24 protein-coding genes are annotated in these 25,710 nt (G+C 49.5%); 10 read left to right on the top strand and 14 right to left on the bottom strand.

Going from position 1 to position 25,710, the window contains the following annotated elements:
- Positions 1 to 91 precede the first annotated feature (91 nt).
- Positions 92 to 259: a hypothetical protein gene (locus QP794_RS22605; protein WP_285078995.1), complete on the bottom strand. Its 168-nt coding sequence runs from the start codon at positions 257 to 259 to the stop codon at positions 92 to 94.
- A 304-nt stretch (positions 260 to 563) separates the two neighbouring features.
- Between QP794_RS22605 and QP794_RS22600 the strand changes: the two genes are divergently transcribed.
- The 4 genes from QP794_RS22600 to QP794_RS22585 all read left to right on the top strand — a co-directional run bounded on the left by QP794_RS22600 (position 564) and on the right by QP794_RS22585 (position 4,973).
- Entirely contained in the window at positions 564 to 1,394 is an 831-nt protein-coding gene (locus tag QP794_RS22600) for a sensor histidine kinase (protein WP_285078994.1), read from the top strand.
- A 1-nt stretch (position 1,395) separates the two neighbouring features.
- Positions 1,396 to 2,052 carry a response regulator gene (locus QP794_RS22595; protein ID WP_024632291.1) on the top strand — a complete coding sequence of 219 codons (657 nt, stop codon included), beginning with the start codon at positions 1,396 to 1,398 and terminating at the stop codon, positions 2,050 to 2,052.
- Positions 2,053 to 2,232: 180 nt separating this feature from the next.
- Positions 2,233 to 3,927 carry a copper resistance CopC/CopD family protein gene (locus QP794_RS22590; protein ID WP_285078993.1) on the top strand — a complete coding sequence of 565 codons (1,695 nt, stop codon included), beginning with the start codon at positions 2,233 to 2,235 and terminating at the stop codon, positions 3,925 to 3,927.
- 275 nt (positions 3,928 to 4,202) lie between these two features.
- The gene (locus QP794_RS22585; protein ID WP_285078992.1) at positions 4,203 to 4,973 is read left to right on the top strand and encodes a YcnI family copper-binding membrane protein; all 771 of its coding nucleotides are present in this window, start codon (positions 4,203 to 4,205) and stop codon (positions 4,971 to 4,973) included.
- A 192-nt stretch (positions 4,974 to 5,165) separates the two neighbouring features.
- Here the strand turns inward: QP794_RS22585 and QP794_RS22580 are convergent, their stop codons facing one another.
- The 4 genes from QP794_RS22580 to QP794_RS22565 all read right to left on the bottom strand — a co-directional run bounded on the left by QP794_RS22580 (position 5,166) and on the right by QP794_RS22565 (position 8,788).
- The gene (locus QP794_RS22580; protein WP_024632294.1) at positions 5,166 to 5,438 is read right to left on the bottom strand and encodes a hypothetical protein; all 273 of its coding nucleotides are present in this window, start codon (positions 5,436 to 5,438) and stop codon (positions 5,166 to 5,168) included.
- Positions 5,439 to 5,494: 56 nt separating this feature from the next.
- Entirely contained in the window at positions 5,495 to 6,745 is a 1,251-nt protein-coding gene (locus QP794_RS22575; protein WP_483311945.1) for a Tle-like phospholipase domain-containing protein, read from the bottom strand.
- Positions 6,746 to 6,828: 83 nt separating this feature from the next.
- The gene (locus QP794_RS22570) at positions 6,829 to 7,110 is read right to left on the bottom strand and encodes a hypothetical protein (protein WP_024632296.1); all 282 of its coding nucleotides are present in this window, start codon (positions 7,108 to 7,110) and stop codon (positions 6,829 to 6,831) included.
- A 421-nt stretch (positions 7,111 to 7,531) separates the two neighbouring features.
- Positions 7,532 to 8,788 (bottom strand): DUF445 domain-containing protein, encoded by a 1,257-nt coding sequence (locus QP794_RS22565; protein ID WP_285078989.1) that lies wholly within the window; start codon positions 8,786 to 8,788, stop codon positions 7,532 to 7,534.
- Between the two features lie 336 nt (positions 8,789 to 9,124).
- Here QP794_RS22565 and QP794_RS22560 point away from each other — a divergent pair, with 336 nt between their 5' ends.
- Positions 9,125 to 9,952: an aldo/keto reductase gene (locus QP794_RS22560; RefSeq protein WP_024632299.1), complete on the top strand. Its 828-nt coding sequence runs from the start codon at positions 9,125 to 9,127 to the stop codon at positions 9,950 to 9,952.
- Positions 9,953 to 10,040: 88 nt separating this feature from the next.
- On the opposite strand, the gene QP794_RS22555 is transcribed toward QP794_RS22560, so the two are convergent.
- On the bottom strand, positions 10,041 to 10,499 hold the full coding sequence (locus QP794_RS22555) for a cupin domain-containing protein (protein WP_285078988.1): 459 nt from the start codon (positions 10,497 to 10,499) through the stop codon (positions 10,041 to 10,043).
- Positions 10,500 to 10,768: 269 nt separating this feature from the next.
- Between QP794_RS22555 and QP794_RS22550 the strand changes: the two genes are divergently transcribed.
- Entirely contained in the window at positions 10,769 to 11,620 is an 852-nt protein-coding gene (locus QP794_RS22550) for a helix-turn-helix transcriptional regulator (RefSeq protein ID WP_285079123.1), read from the top strand.
- Positions 11,621 to 11,723: 103 nt separating this feature from the next.
- Here QP794_RS22550 and QP794_RS22545 read toward each other — a convergent pair whose 3' ends face one another.
- Positions 11,724 to 13,337: a glycoside hydrolase family 28 protein gene (locus tag QP794_RS22545; protein ID WP_285078987.1), complete on the bottom strand. Its 1,614-nt coding sequence runs from the start codon at positions 13,335 to 13,337 to the stop codon at positions 11,724 to 11,726.
- Between the two features lie 460 nt (positions 13,338 to 13,797).
- Here QP794_RS22545 and QP794_RS22540 point away from each other — a divergent pair, with 460 nt between their 5' ends.
- The 4 genes from QP794_RS22540 (at position 13,798) to QP794_RS22525 (ending at position 16,993) form a co-directional block, all read left to right on the top strand.
- Complete coding sequence (locus QP794_RS22540; RefSeq protein WP_024632303.1) at positions 13,798 to 14,526, top strand: amino acid ABC transporter ATP-binding protein; 729 nt, start codon at positions 13,798 to 13,800, stop codon at positions 14,524 to 14,526.
- Positions 14,527 to 14,558: 32 nt separating this feature from the next.
- Positions 14,559 to 15,389, top strand: coding sequence for an ABC transporter substrate-binding protein (locus QP794_RS22535; RefSeq protein ID WP_285078986.1), 831 nt, complete (start codon positions 14,559 to 14,561; stop codon positions 15,387 to 15,389).
- A gap of 103 nt (positions 15,390 to 15,492) precedes the next feature.
- Complete coding sequence (locus tag QP794_RS22530) at positions 15,493 to 16,215, top strand: amino acid ABC transporter permease (protein ID WP_094939313.1); 723 nt, start codon at positions 15,493 to 15,495, stop codon at positions 16,213 to 16,215.
- Positions 16,216 to 16,342: 127 nt separating this feature from the next.
- Positions 16,343 to 16,993: an amino acid ABC transporter permease gene (locus QP794_RS22525; protein ID WP_063566273.1), complete on the top strand. Its 651-nt coding sequence runs from the start codon at positions 16,343 to 16,345 to the stop codon at positions 16,991 to 16,993.
- 428 nt (positions 16,994 to 17,421) lie between these two features.
- Here the strand turns inward: QP794_RS22525 and QP794_RS22520 are convergent, their stop codons facing one another.
- The 7 genes from QP794_RS22520 to QP794_RS22490 all read right to left on the bottom strand — a co-directional run bounded on the left by QP794_RS22520 (position 17,422) and on the right by QP794_RS22490 (position 25,590).
- Positions 17,422 to 18,777: an FAD-dependent oxidoreductase gene (locus QP794_RS22520; RefSeq protein ID WP_483311942.1), complete on the bottom strand. Its 1,356-nt coding sequence runs from the start codon at positions 18,775 to 18,777 to the stop codon at positions 17,422 to 17,424.
- 32 nt (positions 18,778 to 18,809) lie between these two features.
- A complete protein-coding gene (locus tag QP794_RS22515; RefSeq protein ID WP_483311944.1) occupies positions 18,810 to 19,655 on the bottom strand; it encodes a carbohydrate ABC transporter permease in 846 nt (281 codons plus the stop codon).
- Positions 19,648 to 20,562 (bottom strand): carbohydrate ABC transporter permease, encoded by a 915-nt coding sequence (locus QP794_RS22510; RefSeq protein WP_285078983.1) that lies wholly within the window; start codon positions 20,560 to 20,562, stop codon positions 19,648 to 19,650. The genes QP794_RS22515 and QP794_RS22510 overlap by 8 nt, the downstream gene beginning before the upstream one ends.
- Before the next feature lie 237 nt (positions 20,563 to 20,799).
- On the bottom strand, positions 20,800 to 21,513 hold the full coding sequence (locus QP794_RS22505; RefSeq protein ID WP_285078982.1) for a beta/alpha barrel domain-containing protein: 714 nt from the start codon (positions 21,511 to 21,513) through the stop codon (positions 20,800 to 20,802).
- A 26-nt stretch (positions 21,514 to 21,539) separates the two neighbouring features.
- The gene (locus tag QP794_RS22500; protein WP_285078981.1) at positions 21,540 to 22,835 is read right to left on the bottom strand and encodes an ABC transporter substrate-binding protein; all 1,296 of its coding nucleotides are present in this window, start codon (positions 22,833 to 22,835) and stop codon (positions 21,540 to 21,542) included.
- Positions 22,836 to 22,969: 134 nt separating this feature from the next.
- Positions 22,970 to 23,761, bottom strand: a complete 792-nt coding sequence (locus QP794_RS22495; RefSeq protein ID WP_285078980.1) for a response regulator transcription factor — start codon at positions 23,759 to 23,761, stop codon at positions 22,970 to 22,972.
- A 5-nt stretch (positions 23,762 to 23,766) separates the two neighbouring features.
- Positions 23,767 to 25,590: a cache domain-containing sensor histidine kinase gene (locus QP794_RS22490; protein WP_285078979.1), complete on the bottom strand. Its 1,824-nt coding sequence runs from the start codon at positions 25,588 to 25,590 to the stop codon at positions 23,767 to 23,769.
- Positions 25,591 to 25,710 lie beyond the last annotated feature (120 nt).

Genomic DNA, 25,710 nt, shown 5'->3' with positions numbered 1-25,710 from the left:
ACCCCCGGTCTGATCGGGGATAGCGCCATTTTCATGTTCATCATGGAATGAATCATGCACGAGACTACTTCATTCTTGTGCAGATTCTGCGTTATCGAGTGGTATTCATTTCGTATGAAGTCTGATGCAGCTCTCTAATCATCTGCTGCAAAAACATGTTATCCTGACGACTGATTCCGTGCTGATTGTCTTGAAGAAGCATTTGATGAATGTTCTTCTTGAGCAACTCGCTGCGACGTTCCAATACCTCTTGATTCATGTTGTTGCGTTCACTCCTTAACATCTTTTGTAATGAATTTGTGTTCTATATAAGTATAGAGGACCTCCTCCAATAGGGAAAATGGATACAGCCCCGCTCATCTGTACTCATCAAGGCTCACCCTGCGTGACATAATTTCACCCCATGTTGTTCTTAGATATCCTTCTAAATGCTCCCTTATCCACCCGAGGTTCCCCCCGAAGAAAGCCAGACTAGGGTCTGAGGCAAGCATGCGTTATAATGGTGCCAACCCTCGAAACGGATACATATAAAGTGGACCTTATATCAAAGGAGTTCTGTATTCATGTCATACAAACAGATTAAATGGATGATTCTGCTGGTCCCCACATTCACGGTTGGCCTCTGGGAATACATCCGTCACCAATTCCTGATGCCCTACCTTTCCATGGATGCGGGTAACTGGCTTACTCCCCTTATCCTTTACCTCATAAGCGTCACCTTGCTAAGTCGCTTATTCAACATGCTGGAAAGTGCCAGGGCTGCTCTGGAACAGGAGCGTGCTTCCAAAGCGGCACTCGAAGCTCGGGATCAACTGGCTCGCGAGCTTCACGACGGCATCTCGCAGTCTCTTTTTCTCCTGTCGGTAAAAACAGACAAGGCCGAGCGCGGCTTGGCCGGCAGCGGTCATGAGAATGAAATCCAGGACATCCGCAAAACCGTACACGAGGTTAACGCCTATGTACGGCAGGCCATTGCCCAGCTTCGCTACGTCCCTGGACAAGCGGCAGTACCAGAGGGAACTTCCCTGCTGTCACAGGTAGAATTGCTTGTAGAAGAGACAGTGCCTTCGGCGCGTCTGGAGTGGAATCTGGACAGCACCTTCTTCTCCCCAAAGGAGCAGGTGGAGCTGCTCGCCTGCATTCGTGAAGCACTGCTCAATGTTCGCAAACATGCCCGGGCTTCAGATACTCGGGTGATTGCAGAAGGAACTCCTTTTGTCTGGTCGATCTTCATTCAGGATAACGGTGTTGGTGTGAGCGGAGATCCGCTTCACTTGAAGGATCGGTACGGCCTGCGAATTACGAAGGAACGTGCAGCTCAGATGGGCTGGTCTTTCGCCCTCGATTCAAGGCCAGGCTACACACGAATAACGATTGGAAAGGGGCATGCTTAATATGGAACTTGTACGGGTATTGGTCGTCGATGATCACGCGCATGCGCGTGAAGCGATCTGCAGTATTTTATCCGAGGATAGCCTGTTTGAAGTGATTGGGACGGCTTCGAATGGAACGGAAGCGCTGGAACTTACCGGGCAATGGATGCCCGATCTTATCCTGATGGATGTACAGATGCCCGATATGGATGGACTCGAAGCCACCCGGCAGATCAAACTGCGCTTTCCGTATGTCATTATCGTCATGGTCACGGTATCGGATGATGTCACGTACCTGTTTGAAGCGTTGAAGCAGGGGGCTCAAGGATATCTGCTCAAAAATCTGGCTCCCTCCACCTGGCTTGAATACCTTCGCGCCATCGTCAGTGATGATGCACCCCTGAGCAAGGAGCTTGCCTATCGAATTCTCCAGGAGTTCCCTGCGCCTCGCACTGAAGATGTACCCGATAATCCGCTGACTACGCGGGAGCTTGAGATTTTGCAATGGGTATCTGCGGGATATACCAATCGTGAGATTGCTGACCAACTCGGCATTTCGGACCAAACGGTGAAAAACCATCTGAAGAATATTTTACAAAAATTGCAGCTCGAAAATCGTGTACAGCTAACCCGCTATGCATTGGAAAGCGGACTGGCGGGTCGTAAGCTTCGGAAATAGCAGAGCATTCATGTTTTTGTCACAATTCTATGGATCATTTCGTTTTTTTATAGCCCAATGTAGTCATACGGTGTTATTTTGGACAAAGTTATAATGGTATAGATTGTGCTTGGTTGACAAAGAATGACTTACAATTCTAGACCTAAGGGTGATGATTTTTTGATTTTGAGTAGATTCACCATGAAATTGGGCAAACGGCACTGGGCACTGATGGTCGCCCTGATGTTATTGTGCTGCCTTGTTATGCCACAATGGGCATCTGCCCATGCTTATATCGTGCAGGCCTCACCGGGTGAAAATGAACTGGTGGCGACTGCACCAGAACGTCTGACTCTGGAGTTCAACGAGTCTTTGCAAACGGCCTTTTTTGATATTAAAATCACCGCACCGGACGGAACACAGGCAGATGACGGGAATGTGCATGTCGATGAGGATCGTCCTCATATTCTGGAGACCGGTCTGCGGACCGGACTTGGAAACGGAACCTACGCTGTGAATTGGAAAGCCGTATCCGCCGATGGTCACCCGATTCAGGGAGCCTATGTGTTTCACATCGGGGAACCATCCGGCGCTCCTGCCGGTTTCGCGGATTTAGCCTCAGGTTCAGGCCAGGCTGGCGGACCGTTAAAATGGATTTTGTCGCTGACCGACTGGATTCAATATCTTGCGTTGTCTGTGATCCTGGGCACACTTGCTTTCCTGCTGTTCCGAATTGCCCCTCAGTCCATGGCGAGGGAGCCGCTGGAAGTACCCGGAAGCTACAGGCTGTTATGGATCAGTTATGGCGCCGCTTCTGCTGCCGCTCTGATAAGCCTGCCCCTGAACACATTGTATGACTCAGGCGTTTCCATCGGAGAGTTCAGCTGGGCATTGATGGGCAGTGCACTCAAATTGACGTCATTTGGCCAGATCTGGATGGTACAAATGCTCATTGTGATGCTGCTGGCGGTTACCATCCTTTCCGGCTATGACCAGGATCGCTCACTGCGTACCCGCATCTGGTCCTCATACGGATCACTCGTCCTCGTTCTTGGCTGGTTGTTCACCCATGCCATGACCGGACATCCGGCTGCGGCAGAACAACGCGCGCTTGCCATCGCAATGGACTTCGTTCATCTGATCGGAGCCGCTTTCTGGATCGGAGCATTAACCGCCATGGCCGTGTGCCTGCCTCCGCTCGCAGATAAACTGCCTTCCACCGTGCGAGGAGAGGTCTATTGGACAGCTATCCGGCGCTTTACAGCCTGGGGCATTGGTGCTGTTGCTGCTCTCGTTGCTACGGGAATATATAGCAGCCTGATTATTTTGCCAGCACCTATACTTACGTCCCTGTTTACAACGGCGTATGGTCTTGTGCTTATCGCCAAAGCTGTCTTGCTTGTTGTGATGCTTGTATTAGCCTGGCGTCATGCCAGAATGGCACGTGCAGGCAGCGGCAACCGACTCGCTGGCAGTTTGAAGGCCGAACTGATTGCCGGAGCCGTCGTTCTTGCGCTGGCTGCCGTGCTGACACATCTGTCTCCCGGACAACCGGCAGCTGTAGGGCCTTATAAAGAAGTGCAGACTATGGATGACGGAACTACGATTACGCTTCAGGTAAGTCCCAATCGTACCGGTGAGAACCAGTTCAAGGTTGACGTGAAGAAACCGGACGGCAGTACTGTCACCGATCTGGAACAGATCACACTGTCACTGACCCACTTGGACATGGATATGGGCATTTACGAGATTACGATTCCAAAAAATGATACTGGCGTATATGAGGCAGAAGAATACATCTCCATGCCAGGACGCTGGAATATCAAGGTGCATCTGCTGACCCGAACCCTGGATTCGCTGGATAGAGAATTTGAGATCGACACCGCTAATCCGTAGGTATACGCGATTCAGATTTGAAACGCGACTCAATCTAAAATCAGTGTCTCAACAAGCTGCAATTGTAGTGAAGGGGACGAAATCGATTCTGGAAAAGTGCAACGTTCGCCTTTATTCCCGGATTTTCACTTATAAAGTGAATCCAAAAAATCTGGGAATAACAGCGATTGAAAGAACGATTCGTAACCGGAACGGTGACTTTGCAGCACATCAGGCACTTATTTTAGAAAATGGGCCGAAACATAAATGATAAGAATTGAGAGGGGTAAATTATTTTGAAAAAAACATCATGGACTTCCAAACTGACATCCAGCCTTACTGCTGGAGCCGCTGCGCTGATGCTGTTCGCCGGATTCGCCAGTGCACACGTTACCGTTAACCCAACCGTGGCACAGACAGGTGCATGGCAGACGTATAGCATCAAGATTCCATCCGAAAAAGAGCTGCCTACCACCAAAGTGACACTGAAAGTACCGCAAGGCGTTGCATTCAAGCAATACCAACCACTGGCAGGCTGGAAAATCTCTACCGAAAAAAATGATTCCAATGAAGTAACGTCGATCACTTGGGAAGTGGACGGAGATAACGAGGGGATTCTGGCTGGGCAATTCCAGCAATTCAACTTCGTAGCACAGAATCCGGATACCGAAACAGAAGTAGCTTGGGATGCATTCCAGTATTACAGCGATGGCAGCATCGTGGAGTGGACAGGCGAACCAAGTGACAGCAACCCGCACAGCATCACAGCCATCAGCCAAGATCCTGCGGCTGCAGGTAATGCTGCTGCAGGCGGAGGTCATGATAGTGCAGGCACAGCTGGTAATGCGGGTCATGATGATAAAGCAGCAACAGGTGACGATACAAAAGCAAACGACGATACCACTTTGGGTGACGCGTTGAACGACACCGTTACGGGTGAGCCAAACAACACGGATTCAGACCCAGGCACATTGAAGCTGCAACAGGCAACACTGATCGTATCGATCCTGGCGTTGATCATGTCCTTCCTGGGTATTGCTCTGGCAACCCGCCGCAAAAAACGTTAAGAGTTAACCTGAAGTCTACTATGTAGATTGAAAAGAAAGGAGCCTTTGGCATACCGGGTCTATTCCCAATGTGCCAAGGCTCCTTTTTGTTATCTGTTTGCATACGCAAATTACAATTCCAAACTCATACTTACGCCCACTGGTTAGAATTGCTTCATTACGCACTTACGGTTATCCTTATGGCTCTTTTCCTTACCGTTCCTGATCCGTCTGGATCATGATTTCAATATATTGCAGCAAGTTCTTCTTCTGTTGTTCAATGGACTGTATCCGTCCAGACAGACCCGCGAAGAACGCTTCAATCTGCTGCCTTGTATAATCAGCCGATTGGCCCTTCCAGTCGTCGAGACGGTTGTATAGGCTTCTTGCCTCCTGCTCATCTGCCTGGAGACGGGCAAGCAGCTGGGTTAATTCCTTTTCAGCAATCCGAAGATCATTCAACTCAACCAGCAATTGACCGCTCACTCGCGTTCCTCCCTCCCTTATGTAATTTCTACTCGCCATACCCTTTGCGCAAAACTCTATTTAAAACTGACCTGACTCTCATCCGCCTGACGGAATGCTTCGGCCTTCTCTTCAATAAAGTTCAAGAACTGGCTCGTATGCTTCATATGCCATGTGCTCAATTCGTTAATAGATGCATCCAGCTGGGTGACGATAGGTTCGAGCCTGCGGCTTCGGCTGGAATGCAGGTATTGGGCCATCCGACTTCGCACCTTATTCAACTCTGCATTGCACTGCTGTGCATTCTGCTTCCATCGGCCTGCAACACTTTTGAGTTCTTCTGGCGTTACCTGAATCAGGCCAGATACCCCTGCTGCTGCGCCCATGCTTCTTGCAAGGCTGCCTGCTTGCCCACCCAGATTCCGCATGAATGCCGCCAGATCAGACAGGACATTGGACGGCTGACGTGGTGAATAACTGATTTGCTCGCCTGTAACCGGATCATATAGATCGTTGGAAATATAGCCGTTCTCGAACTTGTACTGTTTCAGGCCGTGATACTCTTCGCCACCAAAGGTGTTACTGATTTTATCCCACATGCCCATGTCATCATTCATATCCTTGTAGTTGGAATTGATGTAATACATGGATCCTACATGACGATCGTATCCACCAAAAAATCCGCTGGTTACAAAATCTCCGGGATGCCCATAGTTGATGATTTGACTATCAAAACCACCCTCTTCAGCCTTTCGTTTCGCCTCTGGCGTGAGACTGGATATCACGGATGGCGCGCTGAACGTCACCGCGGATAGTCCTGTGTAAGCAGCTGCATACTGGGCATTCCCTCCGCCAAGCGAATGTCCTGTAAGTGAAAAATCCAAGTCCTTGTACTTTTTCTGCATGTCTCTGGCGTAGTCTTCCGCTTCATACATTTGATTGGGGCCCAGTCCGATGGTCTTATCGAGCTTTTTATCCAGTTCCCCCACAGCATTCTCTACCGTAGTGATCCCGGTAACATCTCTTACCTTCTGGATTCCATGAGCCAGCCAATCTGGCGTCAGGTTTGTACTTTGTTCGATCTTTCGGCCAAGCTCAGGCAAACCAATTTGAGCATCTGCATAATAATCTGGGGCACTGCGATCCAACGACGCACTTCCCTCTGTGCCCCGATATGCGATAACCGCCTGTTTGGTATCCGGATTATAGAATGTTACTGCATCGAAACCGGATTTTTTGTTTCCGTGTGTATCCTCCAGGACTTTCCATCCAGGAAGATTCTCGAACTCAACACCTGATTTCAGATTCTCGTAAGCTAATTCAGACATCTTGTTGTATGTTTCATCATCAATCTTCGGTGATTTACTCACAACCGCTGCACCTCCAAGAAAATCCATCCTGAATTATGATTTTATTTGTTAAACGGGTCATAGCCCTTAGCGATGATGGCTTCCTTTATTGCTGGACTCATGCCAAAGTTTTTGATTTTTTTGTCCTCATAGTCATACGAGATCGTAAATTCTTGCTCTTCATGTTCCACCACATGCCCTTCCATAGCAATCGAATCAAGTGCCATCTCAGGTAACAACTCTTTATTCGTGATGACTACATCCAGTTCATATTTATTTTTCAGATATGTTACAGCTTCGGCTTCCGCTTCTTTAAAAAAGGCCTGTTTTTCACTTTCCTTCATATTCTGACACCCTCCCAAAATGAAAGTGGATAGTATGGTCAACAAAAATACACATGCGAGTTGTCGCTTCAACCTCATATCAATCACCTTTTTCTTTTCTATTCATGAATGTCCATATCGAACTAACTTCTGGTCCCATTTCTCGCAGAAGCTTCATCATGATGTAGCCTATGCAATAAGGAGCCAGCGTATATCCACCCTTTTCTTCTGTTAACTGCATCATAGTACAAAATCAACAGGATCACATCGGCTGTTGGCATCGTTTTTATGTAACTTTGTTCCTAAATGATTCCAATAGGGCATTTCGGTGTACATTACCCATTTCCCTGGATTTTGTATCAGTTCCATGATTTTTTATTTTGCTTATACAAAAAAAGAGCCTGCTCCAGAGAGCGGCCCTAAACTTGCCATTATCCATGCTTTACTCCAATACCATCCGCAGCGCAGTCAGTGCAATCCCGATCACAAAGCCGGTAACGGCCCCGTTAATCCGAATCCATTGCAGGTCCTGTCCTACCTTATCCTCAATCAACGAGATTAATGAGGCATTATCCATTTTGTCGACATTTTCACGCACGAGATTGCCGATCTTGGAATGGTTTTTCTCCAGCAGCGTCGTTACGCCTTCCACAATCTTGGCATTCAACCCTGCTAACAATGCTTCATCGGAGCGCAGATCAGACAATACTCGCTCAATCGCAGGCAGCGCATACGTATCCACATACTGACCATCTTCCATCGCAGTAAGCGCCTTATCCCTCAATTCGACCAGTTTGTTCAGCACGGTTTCCTCTGCGTTCCATCCGTCCAGCATGTTGTTTTTCCAGCCGTTGACTCCATCCTGCACATGCTCACTCATCGCCAGCCGGACCACCTGGGTTCGCATTAGATCAAGCACTTTATAACGAATGGCGCTGCCTTCCCGCTTCATGTCCTCTACCCGATCAAATAGATACCCTTGCAAAATGCTGCCCATACGCTCCTCGTTCAGATAGCCCATGAACGCATTCATCGCAAATTGCATTAATCCGTTCATCTGGATTCCGCTGATCGCCTTTAAGCCGCTTTCGCCTAAAAACATGATGGTCTCCGGTTTCACCAGCCACTCCTCAGCCTGTTTCAGACCGTAGTCCAGCGCTTTGGCATCATATCCACGCTCACTCATCTGGATCGAAGCCCGTTCCAGAATCGGACCCAGGTCGAAGGCACCCGCCTGTGATTTGATCTCACCCGCAACCAGTGGAGCGATCTGCTCCAACGGCAGGCCTGCAAGGATACGTTTACAGAGTGTATCGATCATACTTTTGACTCCATCGTTGTGAAGTTCCCGTTTCATGGTGTCCAGAACGATTTCTGCCGCCTTGAAACCCGCAATTTTCTCGGTAATACTATCCTTGTTCAACAAGTTATTTTCCACTGCGGAAACGAGGCCTTCCGTCAATTTGTCCCGATTTTTGGGCAGCAATGCCGTATGGGGAATCGGAATACCCAGTGGATGACGGAACAACGCTGTTACAGCGAACCAGTCCGCAAGTCCACCTACCAACCCCGCTTCAAATGAGCCTACCAGCAGTTTACCTACAACACCGCCCTGAAAAGGCAACGACGCTGCAAAACCCGCCCCCATAACGACGAGAGACCAAGCTGCTGCTTTTTTGGTTTGTTTAGGTTTAGCCATTGTATTCTTACTCCTTTATCGTTAATCACACGGGTTCAATGACACCCTACGTTCCCGTGCTCCTCTGTTCTTTATGTGAGCTCTTCAATAGGAAAGCTTCTGTTTCCATATTTCGTATACTTCATCTTATCACCCGTACGCGTCAAATCCAAACCTCTGGCTGGTGAAAAAGGATAAATGAGGGGTTTTTCCTATCGAAATGGTCGTATTCTTTTCCATTACCAAAAAGGTTTTAGTATAATCAATACAGACGGCCTTCCATTTAAGATTGGCTGGCGATCAGCAGGGTAATTACATAAGGAAATAAAGAATGAATCAGAGGAGGAATTTCGGACCATGAAACACGTGCAGGACACAACGACACTTTACAACGGAGTCAAAATGCCTTGGCTGGGTTTTGGCGTATTCAAAGTTAAAGACGGAGAAGAAGTGGTTGAAGCGGTTAAAACGGCCATTCAGGCAGGTTATCGCAGTATCGATACAGCGAAAGCGTATAACAACGAAACGGGTGTAGCTCAAGGTATTCGTGAATCCGGAATCGCCCGTGAGGATCTGTTCATTACCACCAAAGTGTGGAACGGGGACCAAGGTTACGAATCCACACTGGCCGCTTTTGAAGCAAGCATGGAACGTCTCGAACTGGAATATCTGGATCTCTATCTGATCCACTGGCCTGTCAAAGGCAAGTACAAGGATACATGGAGAGCGCTGGAGAAGCTCCATAAGGAAGGACGCATCCGCGCCATTGGGGTGAGTAACTTCCAGATTCACCATCTGGAGGACCTGATGACCGATGCCACCATTAAACCTGCTGTGAATCAGGTGGAACTGCATCCGCTGTTGATCCAAACAGAGCTTCGGGAGTATTGCAGCAAACATCAGATCCAGATTGAAGCCTGGTCTCCACTGGGTCAGGGACATCTGCTGGAGCATCCGCTTCTTCAGGATATTGCTGCCAAGTACAGCAAGTCACCCGCACAAGTGATTCTGCGTTGGGATCTGCAAAATGGCATCGTGACCATACCTAAATCCATCACACCACAGCGCATTCGCGATAATGCGGACTTGTATGATTTCGAGTTGACCACGGAAGAAATGGAACGTATTAGTCAACTGAACGAGAACAAGCGCTTTGGTTCCGATCCGGACAACTTTAACTTTTAACATATAATCAGGATATCAACCATCTAAAAATCCCGATTCGGATGCACACGCACCTGATCGGGATTTTGCTTGTTCATTCATGGTTATATTAACCCTTGGAAACCAATTTGAAATCATCAAAATGGAAACCTGGCGCTACAACGCACGTTACCAGTACAGGCTCATCACCGAGGGGACGTGCTGTTTGCCATACTCCGGCTGGAACGAGCACCTGCGGTGATTGCCCAGCAGCAATATCCATACCCAGCACGTGTACTTCTTCATTTCCTGGGTTTGCCCCGTTGCCGCCCAGTTTCAATTCAATTGGACTGCCGCTATGCCACAACCAGAGTTCATCGGACAAAACGGTATGCCATTCCGAAACTTCATGTGAGTGCAGCAGGAAGTACGTCGAACTTGCCGAGAAGCGAGGGCCTGAGTATGTATCCGGCAATACGGATTGCGGAATCTGATACGATGCCTTCCATTCTTCCTTATACCAACCACCTTCAACATGTGGCTGCATATTCAGTGCAGCAACGAGTGGCGATAATTCATGTGTCGTCATATTCTATTTCCTTCCTTCCAAATCAAATTGGAGACACTCCTATCCAGAGTTTAGCCTCACTTCCCCTACTGTAAAACATGAATAGACTTTTGTCACCTTTACAGCATATATAGGCTTGCCCAAAATCATTCCAATAACAATCACAACCAGCTCTATTCATCAAGCCCGGGTGGCCTATCATCCAAATGATAGCGTTTACAACAAACTGGATTTTCCGTTATGATATGGATATTAACCGTAGATCAGCTGGCGCAGAGGGGAGACGGGTTATGAGTGTTATAGAAGATCGGATTGGACCCAAATATCGGATTGGCGAGAATTCATTCACCATTGAACACATGAGCAGACACGATGGAAACGCTATGCCACAGCCTCACGCCCATCCTTTTTACGAACTGTATTATCTGCTTGAAGGAGAACGGGTTTATTCCATGAATGGTCAGCTTCTTACCGCCCGCAAAGGTGATTTGATCCTGATCAATCCCCATGATGAACATACAACATCCAAAGGAAACATTCCCGGCTTTGAACGAATTCTGATCGGATTCTCGCCTTCATTTGCCACCGGGATGGAGCTCGGAATATGTGGTCTGCTTCCTTTTGATCGTTCAAGGATGCTGCATTTTCCTGATGTGGAACAAGCCGAGATCGAACGAATGCTGTGGCAGATGCTGCAAGAATGCAAGGAGCGCCGGCCTCATTACGAAATCGTGGTGAGAAGCCTGCTCGCCCAGGTCCTGATCCTCATCTACCGGGTCGAAGAGCATACTCGGCAGTCCTCTCCGGTTTCGCCTCATCCCATGCAGGATAAAATCAGTGAAATCGTTACTTACGTGAACAATCATTATACCGAGCCCCTTACATTGGAAGAGGCAGCAGCACGATTTTATATCAGTCCATCCTATTTGAGCCGGATGTTCAGCCGTTTTACCGGATTTCGCTTCAGCGAATATTTGCGTGTTACACGGGTTCGGGAGGCACAGAGACGTTTACTGTCCACTCAGGAGCGGGTGCAAATGATAGCGGAGAAGGTTGGATTTGAGCATACAGCCCATTTTAATAAAACGTTTAAACAGGTGACCGGGACTACGCCGCTTCGCTATCGTAAAGAACATCGATAGGTCGTTCCAGCGACTGGCGAATCCGGACGACTGACATATGACAACCTATCATGACACCGCGCGCCAGAAAATGCCCGCGGTGATATGCTAAGTCGAAACCTTCTTACCTGCGAATCAATACACCACTTCTGACTTCAGGACCCACGGAGATCTGGCGCCCCTCTGTATCTGCATCACTTTCCCGGCATACGATTCCTGCCGATTCATGCCCCGTCACCATCAGAAGTCGACCATCTGCGCCCACACCCTCAATCGCCTCCAGCTCCGCACCCTTACACTGATGCAAATGAATCAACGGTCCTTCAGTAATTTGAGCAGTCATTTCGGCGATTCGCAGATGCTTCGCATGAGCGCACTGCACCCCGTTACGGGCCGCCACCGTATATCCCTGGATGATCAGACCGTCCAAAGGCATCTCCGGCAGGCCACTCACCAACAACGCCGTCTCCGCCCCTGCACAGACCACATCCGAAATTCGAATATCCCGGAACACCGGGGTCTCTTCGCTGACTTCCTGGGACAGATCGCTACCGCGAGCCGAACCCTCCTGATTGGCATAGAAAAAGGAAAACGAGATAGCTTCCATGATGATATCCTTCATATAGATGCGCTCCACCTGGATATCTTCAACAACCCCGCCGCGCCCTCGTGCGCTTTTGAAGCGAAGCCCAATATCCGTTCCAATAAACGTACAATCCGAGACCCGCACATGCCGCACGCCACCGGACATCTCGCTACCGATTACAAAGCCGCCATGACCGTGATACACGGTGCAATCCCGAATCGTAATATACTCCGAGGGCAGACCGAGCTCACGGCCTTCAGCATCCTTGCCGGATTTCAGGCAGATCGCATCATCCCCCACATCGAATACACTCTGCTCGACAATGACATGACGGCAGGATTCGATGTCCAGCCCATCCCCATTCTGGGAAAACCATGGATTCCGCACACTAACGTTACGAATCGTAACATGCTCGGATGCCCAAGGATGCAGATTCCATGCCGGCGAATTCTGGAACGTCGGGCCGTCCAATAACACCCGTTTACACTGGCGCAAGCTAACCATGTTGGGACGCAAAAAATCTCTAACTTCCTCATAAGCAGCCACATCATTCACTTGCTCCAGATGCAGACGATTGGCAATCACACCGCCTTCAAGGGCAGAAGACGAGGGCCACCAAATGGCTTCGTCTCCGTCAGCATGCTCCACTACACCGCCCGAAGAAACCAGTCGACTCCACTGCGATGCGGTCATCTTGGATCGTTTCACCGGACGCCATGCCTCTCCACCGCCATCCCAAATCCCCTCACCCGTGATCGCAATATCCTCCAGATGCTCACCATCAATGGGCGACTGACACCGCACCGCCTGCCAACCTTCGAAGCTGGACGTAATCAAGGGATATTGGTCGAAATTGCGGCTGAACGTAACCAGGGCACCCGCCTGGACATGAAGCTCAATCCGACTGCGCAGCACAATGGGACCTGTGAGCCAGACGCCCGCCGGGATGACAATCCGACCACCACCCGCTTCTGAACATGCTGCTATAGCCAACCGAAATACCTCCGTATTATCCGTCAAGCCATCCCCTACCGCTCCATAATCCGTAATCTGAAAATCTCCTGCAGGGATGACAGGTAAACTCACTTCATAAGCCTTCATATCGGATCCAATACCTTCTCCTGTACCAAGTGGGGAATAATATGTATTCATCGTTCAGAACATCCTCTCTACCTATAATTGGATCGGACTGTCTTTACTATTGCACAACTTCCTGGTAAGCGCATTCTCGCTCCATCATATCAATGGTGCAGAGCGTAAGGTTGAGCTTTTTTGCCATGTAGGATGAAAAATTTGATGTTATTTGTTTTATAAACAGAGTCATAAAGTAAACACCCCTTTCAGTATACTATATACATCTATTCCAATGGTTGTAAAAGAACTAGGAGAATCGATTCATTTTTCTGTCAGGATTCGTCACAACGACACCAACAATATGACAAATATATAACATAGTTTCTGGCTATAGCCCTATAAAACCCATTACTTATGTCATGTTTTATCACAAACCAATTGCCTTTAGCAGGATGAGTATGTATGATTAAATAACTAGTTTCAATTTATTCCTTAATATCCCTTTTCAAACAGACGTTGCAGAAAGGATGGGGTACTCTTGATTGAATTTAGGGGTGTTCAGAAGCATTTCGGTCATTTTCATGTCCTCAAGGATATTCATCTTCACATTGAAGAAGGAGAGGTCGTTGTCATTATCGGCCCTTCCGGCTCAGGCAAAAGCACCTTGCTGCGCTGTATCAACCGTCTGGAAACGATTACCGAAGGTGAACTTGTCGTCAGTGGTGTCCCTTTACATCAGAAAAAGGTGGACATCAACCTCTTCCGCCGTGACATCGGCATGGTATTTCAACACTTCAATCTCTATCCTCACAAAAAAGTCATCGATAACATTACCCTTGCACCCATGAAGGTGCGTAAACAACCCAAAGCACAGGCAGCCTCTACGGCAATGAAGTATCTGACCCGGGTGGGCATTGCCGACAAAGCAGACAGTTATCCTTCCCAGTTGTCCGGTGGACAACAGCAGCGTGTAGCCATTGCAAGAGGTCTCGCCATGGAGCCCAAAATCATGCTTTTTGACGAACCCACCTCTGCGCTCGACCCCGAAATGATCGGGGAAGTTCTGGATGTCATGCGCTCGCTCGCCCATAACGGGATGACAATGGTCGTTGTTACACATGAGATGGGATTTGCCCGCGAGGTCGCAGACCGGGTCATCTTCATGGATGAAGGCCGAATTGTGGAAGAAGCCGCCGCCGCTGAATTTTTCGACAACCCGAGAGAAGAACGGGCCAAGCAATTCCTGAGCCGTCTGATTCACCACTGAGAATAATCCATTTTGAAAGGGGTCTTTACCAAATGAAAAATGTATTAAAGTGGCCGTCGTTTATGCTTGTTTTGATTCTATCCCTTGTATTGTCCGGTTGTAGTACCGGAGAGGAAAACAGCAGCGGTGGTTCTGGTGGAAATACGGAAGCCAAAGGCACGATTGAACAGATTAAAGAGCGCGGCAAGCTCATTGCCGGCGTGAAATACGATACCAAATTGTTCGGTTTGAAAGACCCCGCAAGTGGCGAAGTCGAAGGTTTCGATATTGATATTGCCAAAGCCCTTGCCAAACAGATTCTTGGAGACGAAACGAAGGTAGAACTGAAGGAAGTAACGTCCAAAACGCGCATTCCAATGCTGCAAAACGGCGACATTGATATCATCATCGCTACGATGACGATTACGGATGAACGCAAGGAACAAGTGGATTTCAGCGATGTCTATTTTGAAGCTGGGCAGTCCCTGCTTGTGAAAAATGACAGCGCGATTACCGGTCTGGAAAGTCTTGGCGGTGTGAAGGTGCTTGCCGTTAAAGGCTCGACTTCTGCACAAAATATTCGCGAAAAGGCCCCGGATGCCGAAGTGCTCGAATACGATAACTATCAGGATGCCTTCACAGCCCTCAAAGCAGGTAAAGGCGAAGCACTGACGACCGATAACATTATCCTGATCGGCATGCAGCAGACCGATAACAACTACAAGCTGGTTGGTGGCAATTTCACCAGTGAACCTTACGGCATGGCGATTCGCAAAGGCGACACGGCCTTCGTCGAAGAAGTAAACAGCCTGCTCAAAAGCATGAAGGACAGCGGTGAATATGATACGTTGCACGAGAAATGGCTGGGCAGCAAGCCCGAGTAAACCCGATTAATGATGATTAAGCGGCGACTTCGCCTGTGATATGCGATGCATGGGCAGAGCGCAGTCGCTGTTGCTACATCTGGAGAACGGAGGCTTCGCCTACATGGGCAAATTGGACTTCAGTATACTGATCAAACACTCGGATCGATTTCTGGAAGGTTTCCTCAATACCATCCAGGTGAGCATCATGGCCCTGATTGGCAGCTTTATTCTTGGGGCTATTATGGCCATCTTTCGCATCTCGCCGATCAAACCACTCAACTGGATCGGCACGGCCTTTGTGGAGTTCATCCGTAACATCCCCCTGCTGCTCGTCGTGTTTTTCTTCTATCTCGGATTGCCTGCAATGGGCATTTCACTGGATGGATTTATCTCGGGTACACTTGGCCTGACAATCTATACAGCCGCTTTCATTGCCGAAGCAATCCGGGCAGGCATTCAGACGGTCCCTCGCGGGCAGCTGGAAGCCGCAAGATCTTCGGGTCTGTCCTACGTACAGGCCATGAACCTGGTCATTCTGCCGCAAGCAATCAAAATTGTACTGCCGTCCATTGGCAATCAATTTATCAATCTGGTCAAAAATTCATCCATCCTTGCGGTTGTAGCTGGTATGGATCTGATGTATTTTGCCGATCTGATCAACTCGGATACATTCCTGCCGCTGAGCGTTTACACCATTGTTGCCCTGTTCTACCTGGTGTTGACCTTACCGCTCAGCTTCCTGGTTCACTATATGGAGCGAAGGTTCGGACAAAGTGATGCTGACGCCAGCCGCACCAAAGGCAAACCGAAAAAGACCAAACCGACGGGTCAGGTCACCTTGTAACACTCAAGCTATTTCTCTCTGTGTTCAGCACACCCGTTCAAGCTGTATCTCTACTCTAATATGTTATGCAATCATTGTTCCAAATATTTACATTTTATGTCCGCACACAGAAGGAGGCTGATGAATCATGGACTTTAGCGGGGCCTACGCCTGGCCCAACCTTCGTTTCCTGCTGCACGGATTCCTGATTACCCTGCAAGTGGCAGGGTTGTCGATTGTATTCAGCTTTGTACTCGGCACGGTGCTCGGTACCGTTCGATACACCCGAATTCCGGTCCTGTCACAGATTGTGGCCGTTATCGTGGATACGATCCGGAATCTGCCGCTGCTGCTGATCATTTTCTTCATCCATATCGTACTGCCCCAGCTGGGGATCAAAATGTCCGTCTTCTGGTCCACGGTTGTTGGACTGAGTCTGTTCGAAGGTGCCATGATCGCGGAGATTGTCCGCAGCGGCCTCAAATCGATTGAACGCGGTCAGGTCGAAGCGGCCCGTTCCTCTGGCCTGAGCTATATGCAGACACTCGGCGGCATCATCATGCCCCAGGCTTTGCGGCGCATGTCACCACCGATGGTGAGCCAGTTCATCTCTTTGTTGAAGGATACGTCACTGGCGATCATCATCTCCCTGCCGGAGCTGATGCATAATGTGCAGATTCTCGGAGGTCAGAGCTTCGATTACGTCATCCCTGCCCTGCTGCTTGCAGCCGTATTGTACTTTGTTATTAACTACACGCTGTCCATTGTGGCGCGACGACTTGAAGCACGAATGACTTGATGATCGGAAGGAATAAGGCATGAAGGAAAGAACCAAATTAACGACAAGAATGAAAGCACTCCAAAAAATCCCAATCCACGTATGCAGTGGATTGGGATTTTTTTGGGGACCTACAGTTATGCTCATAAATTCACGAACTTCCCACCCATTTCTAACGAACTGAGGGAAGCTTATTTAGCGATTGTTGAGACCGTTTCTAATCAAACGAATCGTAGACGCTCTATTCCTCCGATTCCCCCCGCTATTACCCGCTAATTCAGCGTTTTGAGTAAAATAGCTTCACTGAGATTCGTTACATTTTTTATTTCAGCTTATATCCCCAAATTAGACGTCTCAGGTTCGTTAAAATTTTACGACCCTGTGATTAAATAAACACCCACACCACTTCCACTACTCCATTACTACTTCGCCCATAATCAGCTCATCCCTTAGATCTCCGCTCCGTTACGGCGTAGTTCCTTCTGTAGCACCGCTATCGGCAGTTCCAACGGATCCAGCTTCATCTGCACAGCTAAAGCAGCGGCCGTTCCCGCAGCTTCCCCTGTAGCCATGCAGCTTGGAGTCAGCCTTGTCGTTGCATGAGCCTCATGTGTGGTGGAAAGGCAGCGCCCTGCCGCCAGCAGATTGCGGATATTGCGGGAGATCAGACAGCGGTACGGAATATCGTATGCTCCATCTCCTTCGATAAAGGCCGCTACGACACCCTGACCCGAGGGATCATGGATATCAATCGGATAGCCGCTTCTGGCAATTACATCGTCAAATTTTCGCCCTGCAACCACATCCGCCTTGGTCAACGCATAATGCCCGATGATTCGTCTGGATTCACGGATACCGATCTGCGGCGCTACCGCTGAGATGGAGGCCCGTTCGAATCCAGGCACATCGCGCTGCAAAAACTCAGCGATCATCAGCACCTGCTTCCTGCCTTCCTGTTCAGCAGAGGTCAGATCCTCTGCATCCGTCGCATCGAGTCCCTGCACCCGGGTACAGTTAATCAATACTTCATCTTCAGCTGGTCCGGTAAAAAACAATACCTGATCGCGATTAATCGGCACACCTGATTTTTTCCATTGGGAATAGAAGCCGCTCACCCCGGTTAACGGAATGTTGTCCAGTTCTGCGAACGGGGTCTTGGCATAGAAATCTTCCGGGTGCTCCTGCATATATTGCTTCACTCGTCCAAGGTCCACACCACGCATACGGAATTTCATGGTCATTGGCTGTGACTGGTTGTCCTCATCCCGTCCCTTTGCAACAGCAGCGCCTGCAAGATAAGCCGCATCCGCATCACCGCTGGTATCCACGAATACGTGCGCTTGGATCTCCATTCGACCGGACTTGTTGGTCAGACGTACCGCCTCCACCCGATCATTCACAACAACCACTTCATCCACGAAGCTGTGCAATAACAACCGGACACCTGCCTCTTGCAGCATATCCGCTGCCACGACTTGATAAATAGCCGGGTGGTAAGGCGTGACGGTATGTACAAACCCAACCGTATCACGGAGATGGCCCGGGGAACCGCCGCGCGCCTGCAGCCGGTCTACGATCTCCTGGGCGATGCCTCGAATCACCTGTTCACCACTCTCCGTATGGAAGGTCATCCAAGGGTAGACCATGGCGGCGGTCGACATCCCGCCAACGAAACCGTACCGTTCCACTAGCACCGTCCGCACACCCTGCCGTCCAGCAGCAATGGCAGCCGCTATGCCCGCCGGACCCCCTCCCACAATAACTACATCCGCATCTTCCTTTTTCAACCTCATCCGTTCACTCAAGTGTTATCACTCCTTCCGTTCTATTGCACGGGTTACTCTTTCAGGCCCGTCATCGCCACTCCCTCAATGAATCGCCGTTGTGCCAGGAAAAAGACAATTAGCAGTGGCAGGGTCGCCATGACGGTGGCGCTCATGAGATATTGCCAGGCGGTACCCACTTCATCCGTGAACAGGGATAACCCAAGCGGCAGCGTCATCAGTTCACGCGAGTTAATGAAAATCAACGGATCAAAAAACTCATTCCAGATCGTCACAAAAGTGAAGATCGTCAGCGTAGCCATACCGGGCTTGGCAATTGGCAGCATAATTCGCGCATAGATCCGGAATCGGTTACAGCCGTCAATCATCGCCGCTTCCTCCAGCTCGGTCGGCACCGTAATGAAGAACTGCCGCATCACAAAGATGCCAAACACGCCGCCTGCGCCAAAGATCGGCAGTAAAATCAGCGGAAGATGTGTATCAATCCACCCCAGCTGCCGCATGAACAGAAACATGGGAATTGCCGTCACCTCATGGGGAATCATCATCGCACTCAGCAGGATAAGAAATACCACATTCCGTCCCTTGAACGGAATTTTGGCAAAGGCGTACCCGGCGAGAGATGCAAAGAATACCGTACCCACCACAACCACGGCAGCAATATATACACTGTTAAAATAAAAACGATGGAACGGAATCAATCGAAAGACATCGATGTAGTTCTGAAACCGGAACGTATCCGGTATCCACTGCGGTGGATAGGTGAATATGCTCTGAGGCTCCTTGAATGACGTCGATATCATCCAGATAAATGGAACAATCATGATCAGCGAGATCAGTGTGAGTAATAAGTACGTACCAAGGGCACTACCTGTCTTGCGAAACGAAGAACTAGGCATCGCCTTCATTGAATACCCACCTCTTTCGAAGCTGCCATTGCAGCAGTGTCAGGATTAGCACGATAAAGAACAGCACATACGCAAGCGAAGAGGCGTAGCCGAACTGAAATAACTTGAATGCTTTTTCCCAAATATAATAGACCAATACCTTTGTGCTGTTGCTCGGCCCGCCCTGTGTCATGACGTAGATCTGTCCAAACACCTTGAGCGAGCCAATCACGGTCATTACCATGGTTAGAAACACCGTTGGTGTAATCATGGGCAGCGTGACGTTAAAGAAAGTTCCCCTTCTCCCCGCACCGTCCAATGTTGCCGCTTCGTACAGTGAACGTGGTACCTGCTGGATTGCTGCAATGAACAGCACCATATTCAGACCCACATTTTTCAGTACACTCGTCACGATAACGGCAGGCATCGCCAGATCCTGATTGTAGAGCCAGGCCGGACCTTTGATGCCCATCATCAACAGAAGCTGATTGATTAGTCCCGACTCCGTTGCATACATCAGCTTCCATACGATGGACCATACAATCAGCGAGGTCATGACCGGAACGAAGATGGCTGTTCGGAAAATTCCGATGCCGCGCAGGCTTCTGGATAGCAGCAATGCGAGCAGCAGAGCGAGCACAATATTCAGCGGTACAAGCCCCGCCGTGAAATAGACCGTATTGGCAAGCACCTTCCAGAACATAGCGTCTGTCATCACATTCCGGTAATTTTCCAGTCCAATAAAATGATGCTCCCCCAGCAGCGGCCAGTCGGTCAGGCTCATGTATAGCGCCAAACCCATGGGAAACAGCAGCAGCAGTGTAAACCCGAGCACCATTGGTGATACGAACAGCCACCCCGCGATCTGGGCCTCTCTGGCGAGCGGACCTCTTCCTGTACGCTTGCGTGAATGGGTCACAGTTTGGCCCCCCTTTTTTATCAAATTTCTTCCCTGAAACTGAACTCAGTGACGATTCTATATAAGTTGACCTATACATATACACAAGAACGTAGAGAACAGAAAAACCTGAAGAAGCGAAGTGTTCGCCTTTATCCCCGGATTTCCCCTTTATAAAAGGATTCAAAAAAATCTGGGGATAACAGCGATCGGAAGGTTGTTCTGGTATCGGAGTGGCAAGTGTAAATATTATTTAGTTCAATTTATATAGTCTGGACGGTTCAGATTGTCCACTGCATTGCGGAAGCCGTTCACAGCCCTTCGCAGCTGTTCCTCCGCTCTGCCTGTTACAACTGCTCCAAGCATGATCGCCTTGACCCCGGTATCGTGTAGCACCCGAACGTCTTCCGGCACCAGCTTACGCTGGGAAGGAACCAATACCGGAATCTGCGCCTGCAAAACCAGACGGCGATACTTGAGCACATCCGCGAAGCTTAGGGGTGTACCATACTCACTCCCGGGCACAATGGATGCCTCCAGGGCGGTGAAGCCGTAATGAGCCGCCGACGTGACGAGGGAAAGTTCATATTCGTCATTGATCGCAAACGTTGGGTCCAGTCCCAGATCATCCAGCATGAAGGACGGCAGGTGATGTGCATAGATGGAATAGAAGTCCAAACCCAGCCCCGAAAGGCGCTCCACATCCTCCCGCCTTGCTCCATCAATACTGCCGGACGGTACAACGCCCATCGGACCGCCAAACTCGCTGCGGATCGCCCGGAATACCTCGACATAATTATCCAGTGGACCAAATTGGTTTCCGCTTGCGCGATGACCGACATTATAATGCACCTTCAGTGCATCAGCTCCCTCTTCGATTGCTGCACGGGCCAAAGACAGATCGTTCTCGGGCAAGCTGACCACAAGTGATAGCGATTTCCGATCAAGCAATTCCTTGAATTTGCCCATCATTCTCACCCTCCAGTTTCTATAAAAATTTATTGTTGCAGCACGCTTTGGACCTCTTCCTGCATTTGCTTCAGATTATCCTCGGGTTTCGCTGAACGGGCGAACAGGCGGTCAAATCCCTGCAACACCGCATTGTCGATATCCTGCCAACGGATATGGCCGGGAAGCAGGCGCGCTTTTGGCATTTCATCAATCACCGCCTGCACAATATGCTCCTTGCTTGGATTATTCGGCTGATTAATGAACGCATCGGAGTTCAGAACAGAGGTCCGTGGAGGCACAAAGTAGGTGGCCGTCGCCTGAATACCCTGCTCACTGGCGAAATACTTCAACAGCTTCTTGGTTTCCTCTGGATGTTTGCTATCGTTGAACATGGCATATCCAGCCTGCCCCAGCATCGGTACACTGCCCTGTGGGCCGGAAGGCATCGGAGCGATACTCCATTCAAAATCCGTAATCTCCCTTGCTTTGGAGACATAGCTGTAGTTATCGAAGAACATGCCCACATTACCAGCATCGAAGCTGACCTGCTCGCCCGCTTTCGGATGCGATTCATCGGTGAACATCATTCGCTCCAGCAGTTCAAAGGTCTGTACGCCATAGGCGTCATTCCATGTGAACTTCGTCATGCCTTCGTCGAATGGACCGCTTCCATTAGACCAGGAATAGGAGGAAAGCACCGCCCAGGTCTTCCAATCGCGAAAAAAATTGGCGCCATAGATGCGGTTGGTCGCCTCCTTGCTCGTGATCGCCTTGGCGGATTTCTCAAACTGTTCCCATGTCCATTGTCCTTGAGCGGCTAGTGTGTTGGGATCGGTCAGGCCAGCTTTGTCGAACAGCGTTTTATTGTAGAACATGACCACCGGAGGTGTGGAAAAAGGCAGCCCCAGCAGCTGATCGCCGTCACGGAACAAATCCAGCGTACTTGGAATATAATCATCCAGCTTAAACTGTGCATCATCCTTAAATTCGGATACATCGGCCAGAATGTGATTGGATTTGAATTGTGGTACCATCCGCTCCGACACCCAGGCAATATCCGGGAGGGAGCCCCCAGCGGCAAGCACAGATATTTTTTGTTGGTATTCCGCAAATGGCACGGATTCCATCGTTACCTTGATGCCTGGATTTTCCTTCGTGAAGCCATCGATCAGCTTGTTGTATACATCCATATGTGCCTGATTGCCCCACATCATGAACTTCAACTCAACCTCTCCATTCTCTGAGGCTCCATTACCAGGATCAGTGCCTGAACTGGAGTTTGTGCATCCGATCAAAGCAAAAATCATGAATACGAGCATAAGCATCAGTACTGCTTTTTTCATGAAAATCCCCCTTAAGGCTTAGTGGTATAGATGTGCAACCAAAGTATAACGAAGGTATCGACCGCCCATAAATCACGTCAATTACAGAAATGGTATGGTTTTTCAAGACGTTGGAATAAATAGCCTGCGCCCGGCTATTCCTTCTCGTTGCTTTCCCGTCCAGCCATGCTGAATCGGTCACGATATTCGCCTGCTGTCCATCCCACCTGCTGCTTGAATACCAGCATGAAGTGCTTGGGACTCTGATGCCCGGATAACCGCGCTACGTCATAGATTTTGAGTCCCGTGTTGATCAGCAGCCACTTGGCCCGCTCCATGCGTGCCTCGGCGATGTATTCGGAGTAATTGGTTCCTGTTTCATTCTTGAACAGCTGACTTAGATAGGTGGGGTTCAGATTAACAAGTGCTGCTATCGTCTGAAGTCGCAGATCGCCATCGGGGTGCTGCTTGATGTGCTCCTTCACATCTCGGATAATCTTCCGTGTATCTCCGCCAGCGTGTTCCTCTTTGCCAGATGACTCCGTGATTGGAAGGGTTGAAATGCCGTACTTGCGATCCAGCAGTAATTGAATTTTTTGGATGCATAATGCCAGTTCATGACGTTCAATCGGCTTCAGCAGATAGTTCAACACCCCGTACTCCATCGCCCTGCGTGCATATTCAAACTCCCCGTAGCCGCTAATGATGATCATCAGCAGTTCAGGGTACATATCTCTCGCTTTGGATACCAATGTCAATCCGTCCATTTCACGCATGCGAATATCCGTGATTAACACATCCGGCACTTCACATCTCAGAAAATCCAGTGCCTCGGCTCCGTTCGAAGCTTCACCTGTTACTTGAAACTGAGGAGCCGCCTGTACAATCAGCTCTCTCAGTCCCTGACGGATAACCGTCTCATCCTCCACCAGCAATACTTTATACATGCGCTTCATTCCCCTTTCGGTTGAAGTTGAATGGATATCGTGACCGCCAGCCCCTGCCCGGGACTGCCATCGACGCTCAGGCTGCTGCCTTCTCCATACATGAGTCGGAGCCTTTGGGCGATATTGTTAAGCCCCAGCCTGTCCCCGGCATGGCAGCGCAATGCCTCACTGGAAGGCTGTCGAGCAATGGATTCATTTAATTCATCAACCTCTGCTTGAGCCATGCCTTTGCCATTGTCACGCACAATAATCAGCAGCTCATCAGCAAATTTCAAGGCAGATACCCAAATCACCCCACCATCCGCCTGCCCTTCAATGCCATGGTAGACCGCGTTCTCCACCAGCGGTTGCACGACCAGCTTGGGAATCAGATACTCCGTCACAGCCTCATCGATGTCATAGATTACCTCTAGCTTGCCGTCATAACGTACCTGTTGAATGCGTACATAGGATTGTACAAAAGCTAATTCTTCCTGCAGCGGAACCCTCCGGTCCACCTTATCAATCGTATAGCGCAGCAGCTTGCCAAGTGCCGTCACCATATCAGAAACCTCCGCGTGCTTCTGGCGCACCGCCATCATGTTGATGGATTCCAATGTGTTGTATATAAAATGGGGATTGATCTGGCTCTGCAATGCTGACAACTCCGCCTCCCGCTCTTGAATGCCCAGCAGAAACACCTCGTTGAACAGTCGATTAATCTCTTCCATCATTCGGTTAAAGCCCCGGCTAATCTGCCCGAACTCATCATTGCTGAAATGTGCTACGCGCTGGCTAAAGTCTCCCTGCTCCACCCGAATCATATTGTGCTTCAGTCGAATCAGGGGCCGAGTTATACGATAGGATAAAAGAACCGCGAGAATCGCTACGGCCGCCATACATAGCACAGCGAATCCAAACGTAAACGTAAGCATCTCGCCTGATTCCTTCTGAATAACGGCAATAGGCGTAAGGCTGATCACCGAAAGTCCTGAATAGCTGGAATGGTGCTGTACGTAGAGATAGGGCTTCCCATCAAGGACAACCTTCTGGTTTCCTGCGTAGCCTTGAAGCTGGCCATGCGTTAACAGTTGGTCGTATGCGGACAGACCTCCGGTTGAGGTGCGTTCGAACAGAAGACGCTGCTTGCTGTCGACAATCATCAGGCTCGCATTTTGCTCAAAGTTCAGATTGGATAAGAGCTGGCCGAAGGCTTCCAGCCGGATGTCGATTAGAATGTAGCCCAGTCGCTGGAGTGTACCCGGATCACGAATCTCACGGGCAACCGATATATACGGCTCTTCCTGACTGCCTGTGTAATAGCTGGGTTCGTGCGGAGGAAGCAGACGCCATTCCCCTTCCGAGCCGTCAAGCTCTGCAAACCAATGATCTGGTCTGCTGTCCCATACCGGCTTGACCACTAACGAATCCAGATTAGAGAATAGAATGCCGCTGTTGCTGATCAGATGGATGCCACGGATTTCCGGTCGGTCGTAGGCTTGACCGGACGTGTAGAGCTTCATTTTCAGATAGTCATCGGACCTCGCCCATGTACCCGATCCCATCGGAGCATTGTATTTGCCCAGAATGCCGAGCACCATCTGATCGTAGAGCGGCAAGAGCGACAACCTCTCGAAGTCCTTGACCAGCCGATTCAGATTGGTATTAATCTGGCGAACAATATCAATGGTGAACTGCTCCGTCTTGCGGTCAATCGTCTGCGAGAAGTGCAGGTAATTCACCACTCCCTGCAAGCTTAGTGGCAGCAAGGTTAGCGCCAGGAACAACAGGAGCAGCTTGGTACGCAGATTGATGCTTCCTCCGAAATAACCCTGTACCTTGTCCATCATTTCCGTTTATCCCTCCCTCTCCCGATCATTGTATGAGCTCCCCTCACAGATCAATCTGGATATAACTGGGGTTCATCATATCCAGTTTCAATGATCGTTGGCTATCCTGCCAACCATGGG

The organism is Paenibacillus sp. UMB7766-LJ446 (genome assembly GCF_030226665.1).
Taxonomy (GTDB): domain Bacteria; phylum Bacillota; class Bacilli; order Paenibacillales; family Paenibacillaceae; genus Paenibacillus; species Paenibacillus vandeheii.
The sequence above is the reverse complement of the archived record's forward strand: the minus strand, read 5'-3'. Positions and strand labels throughout refer to the sequence as shown.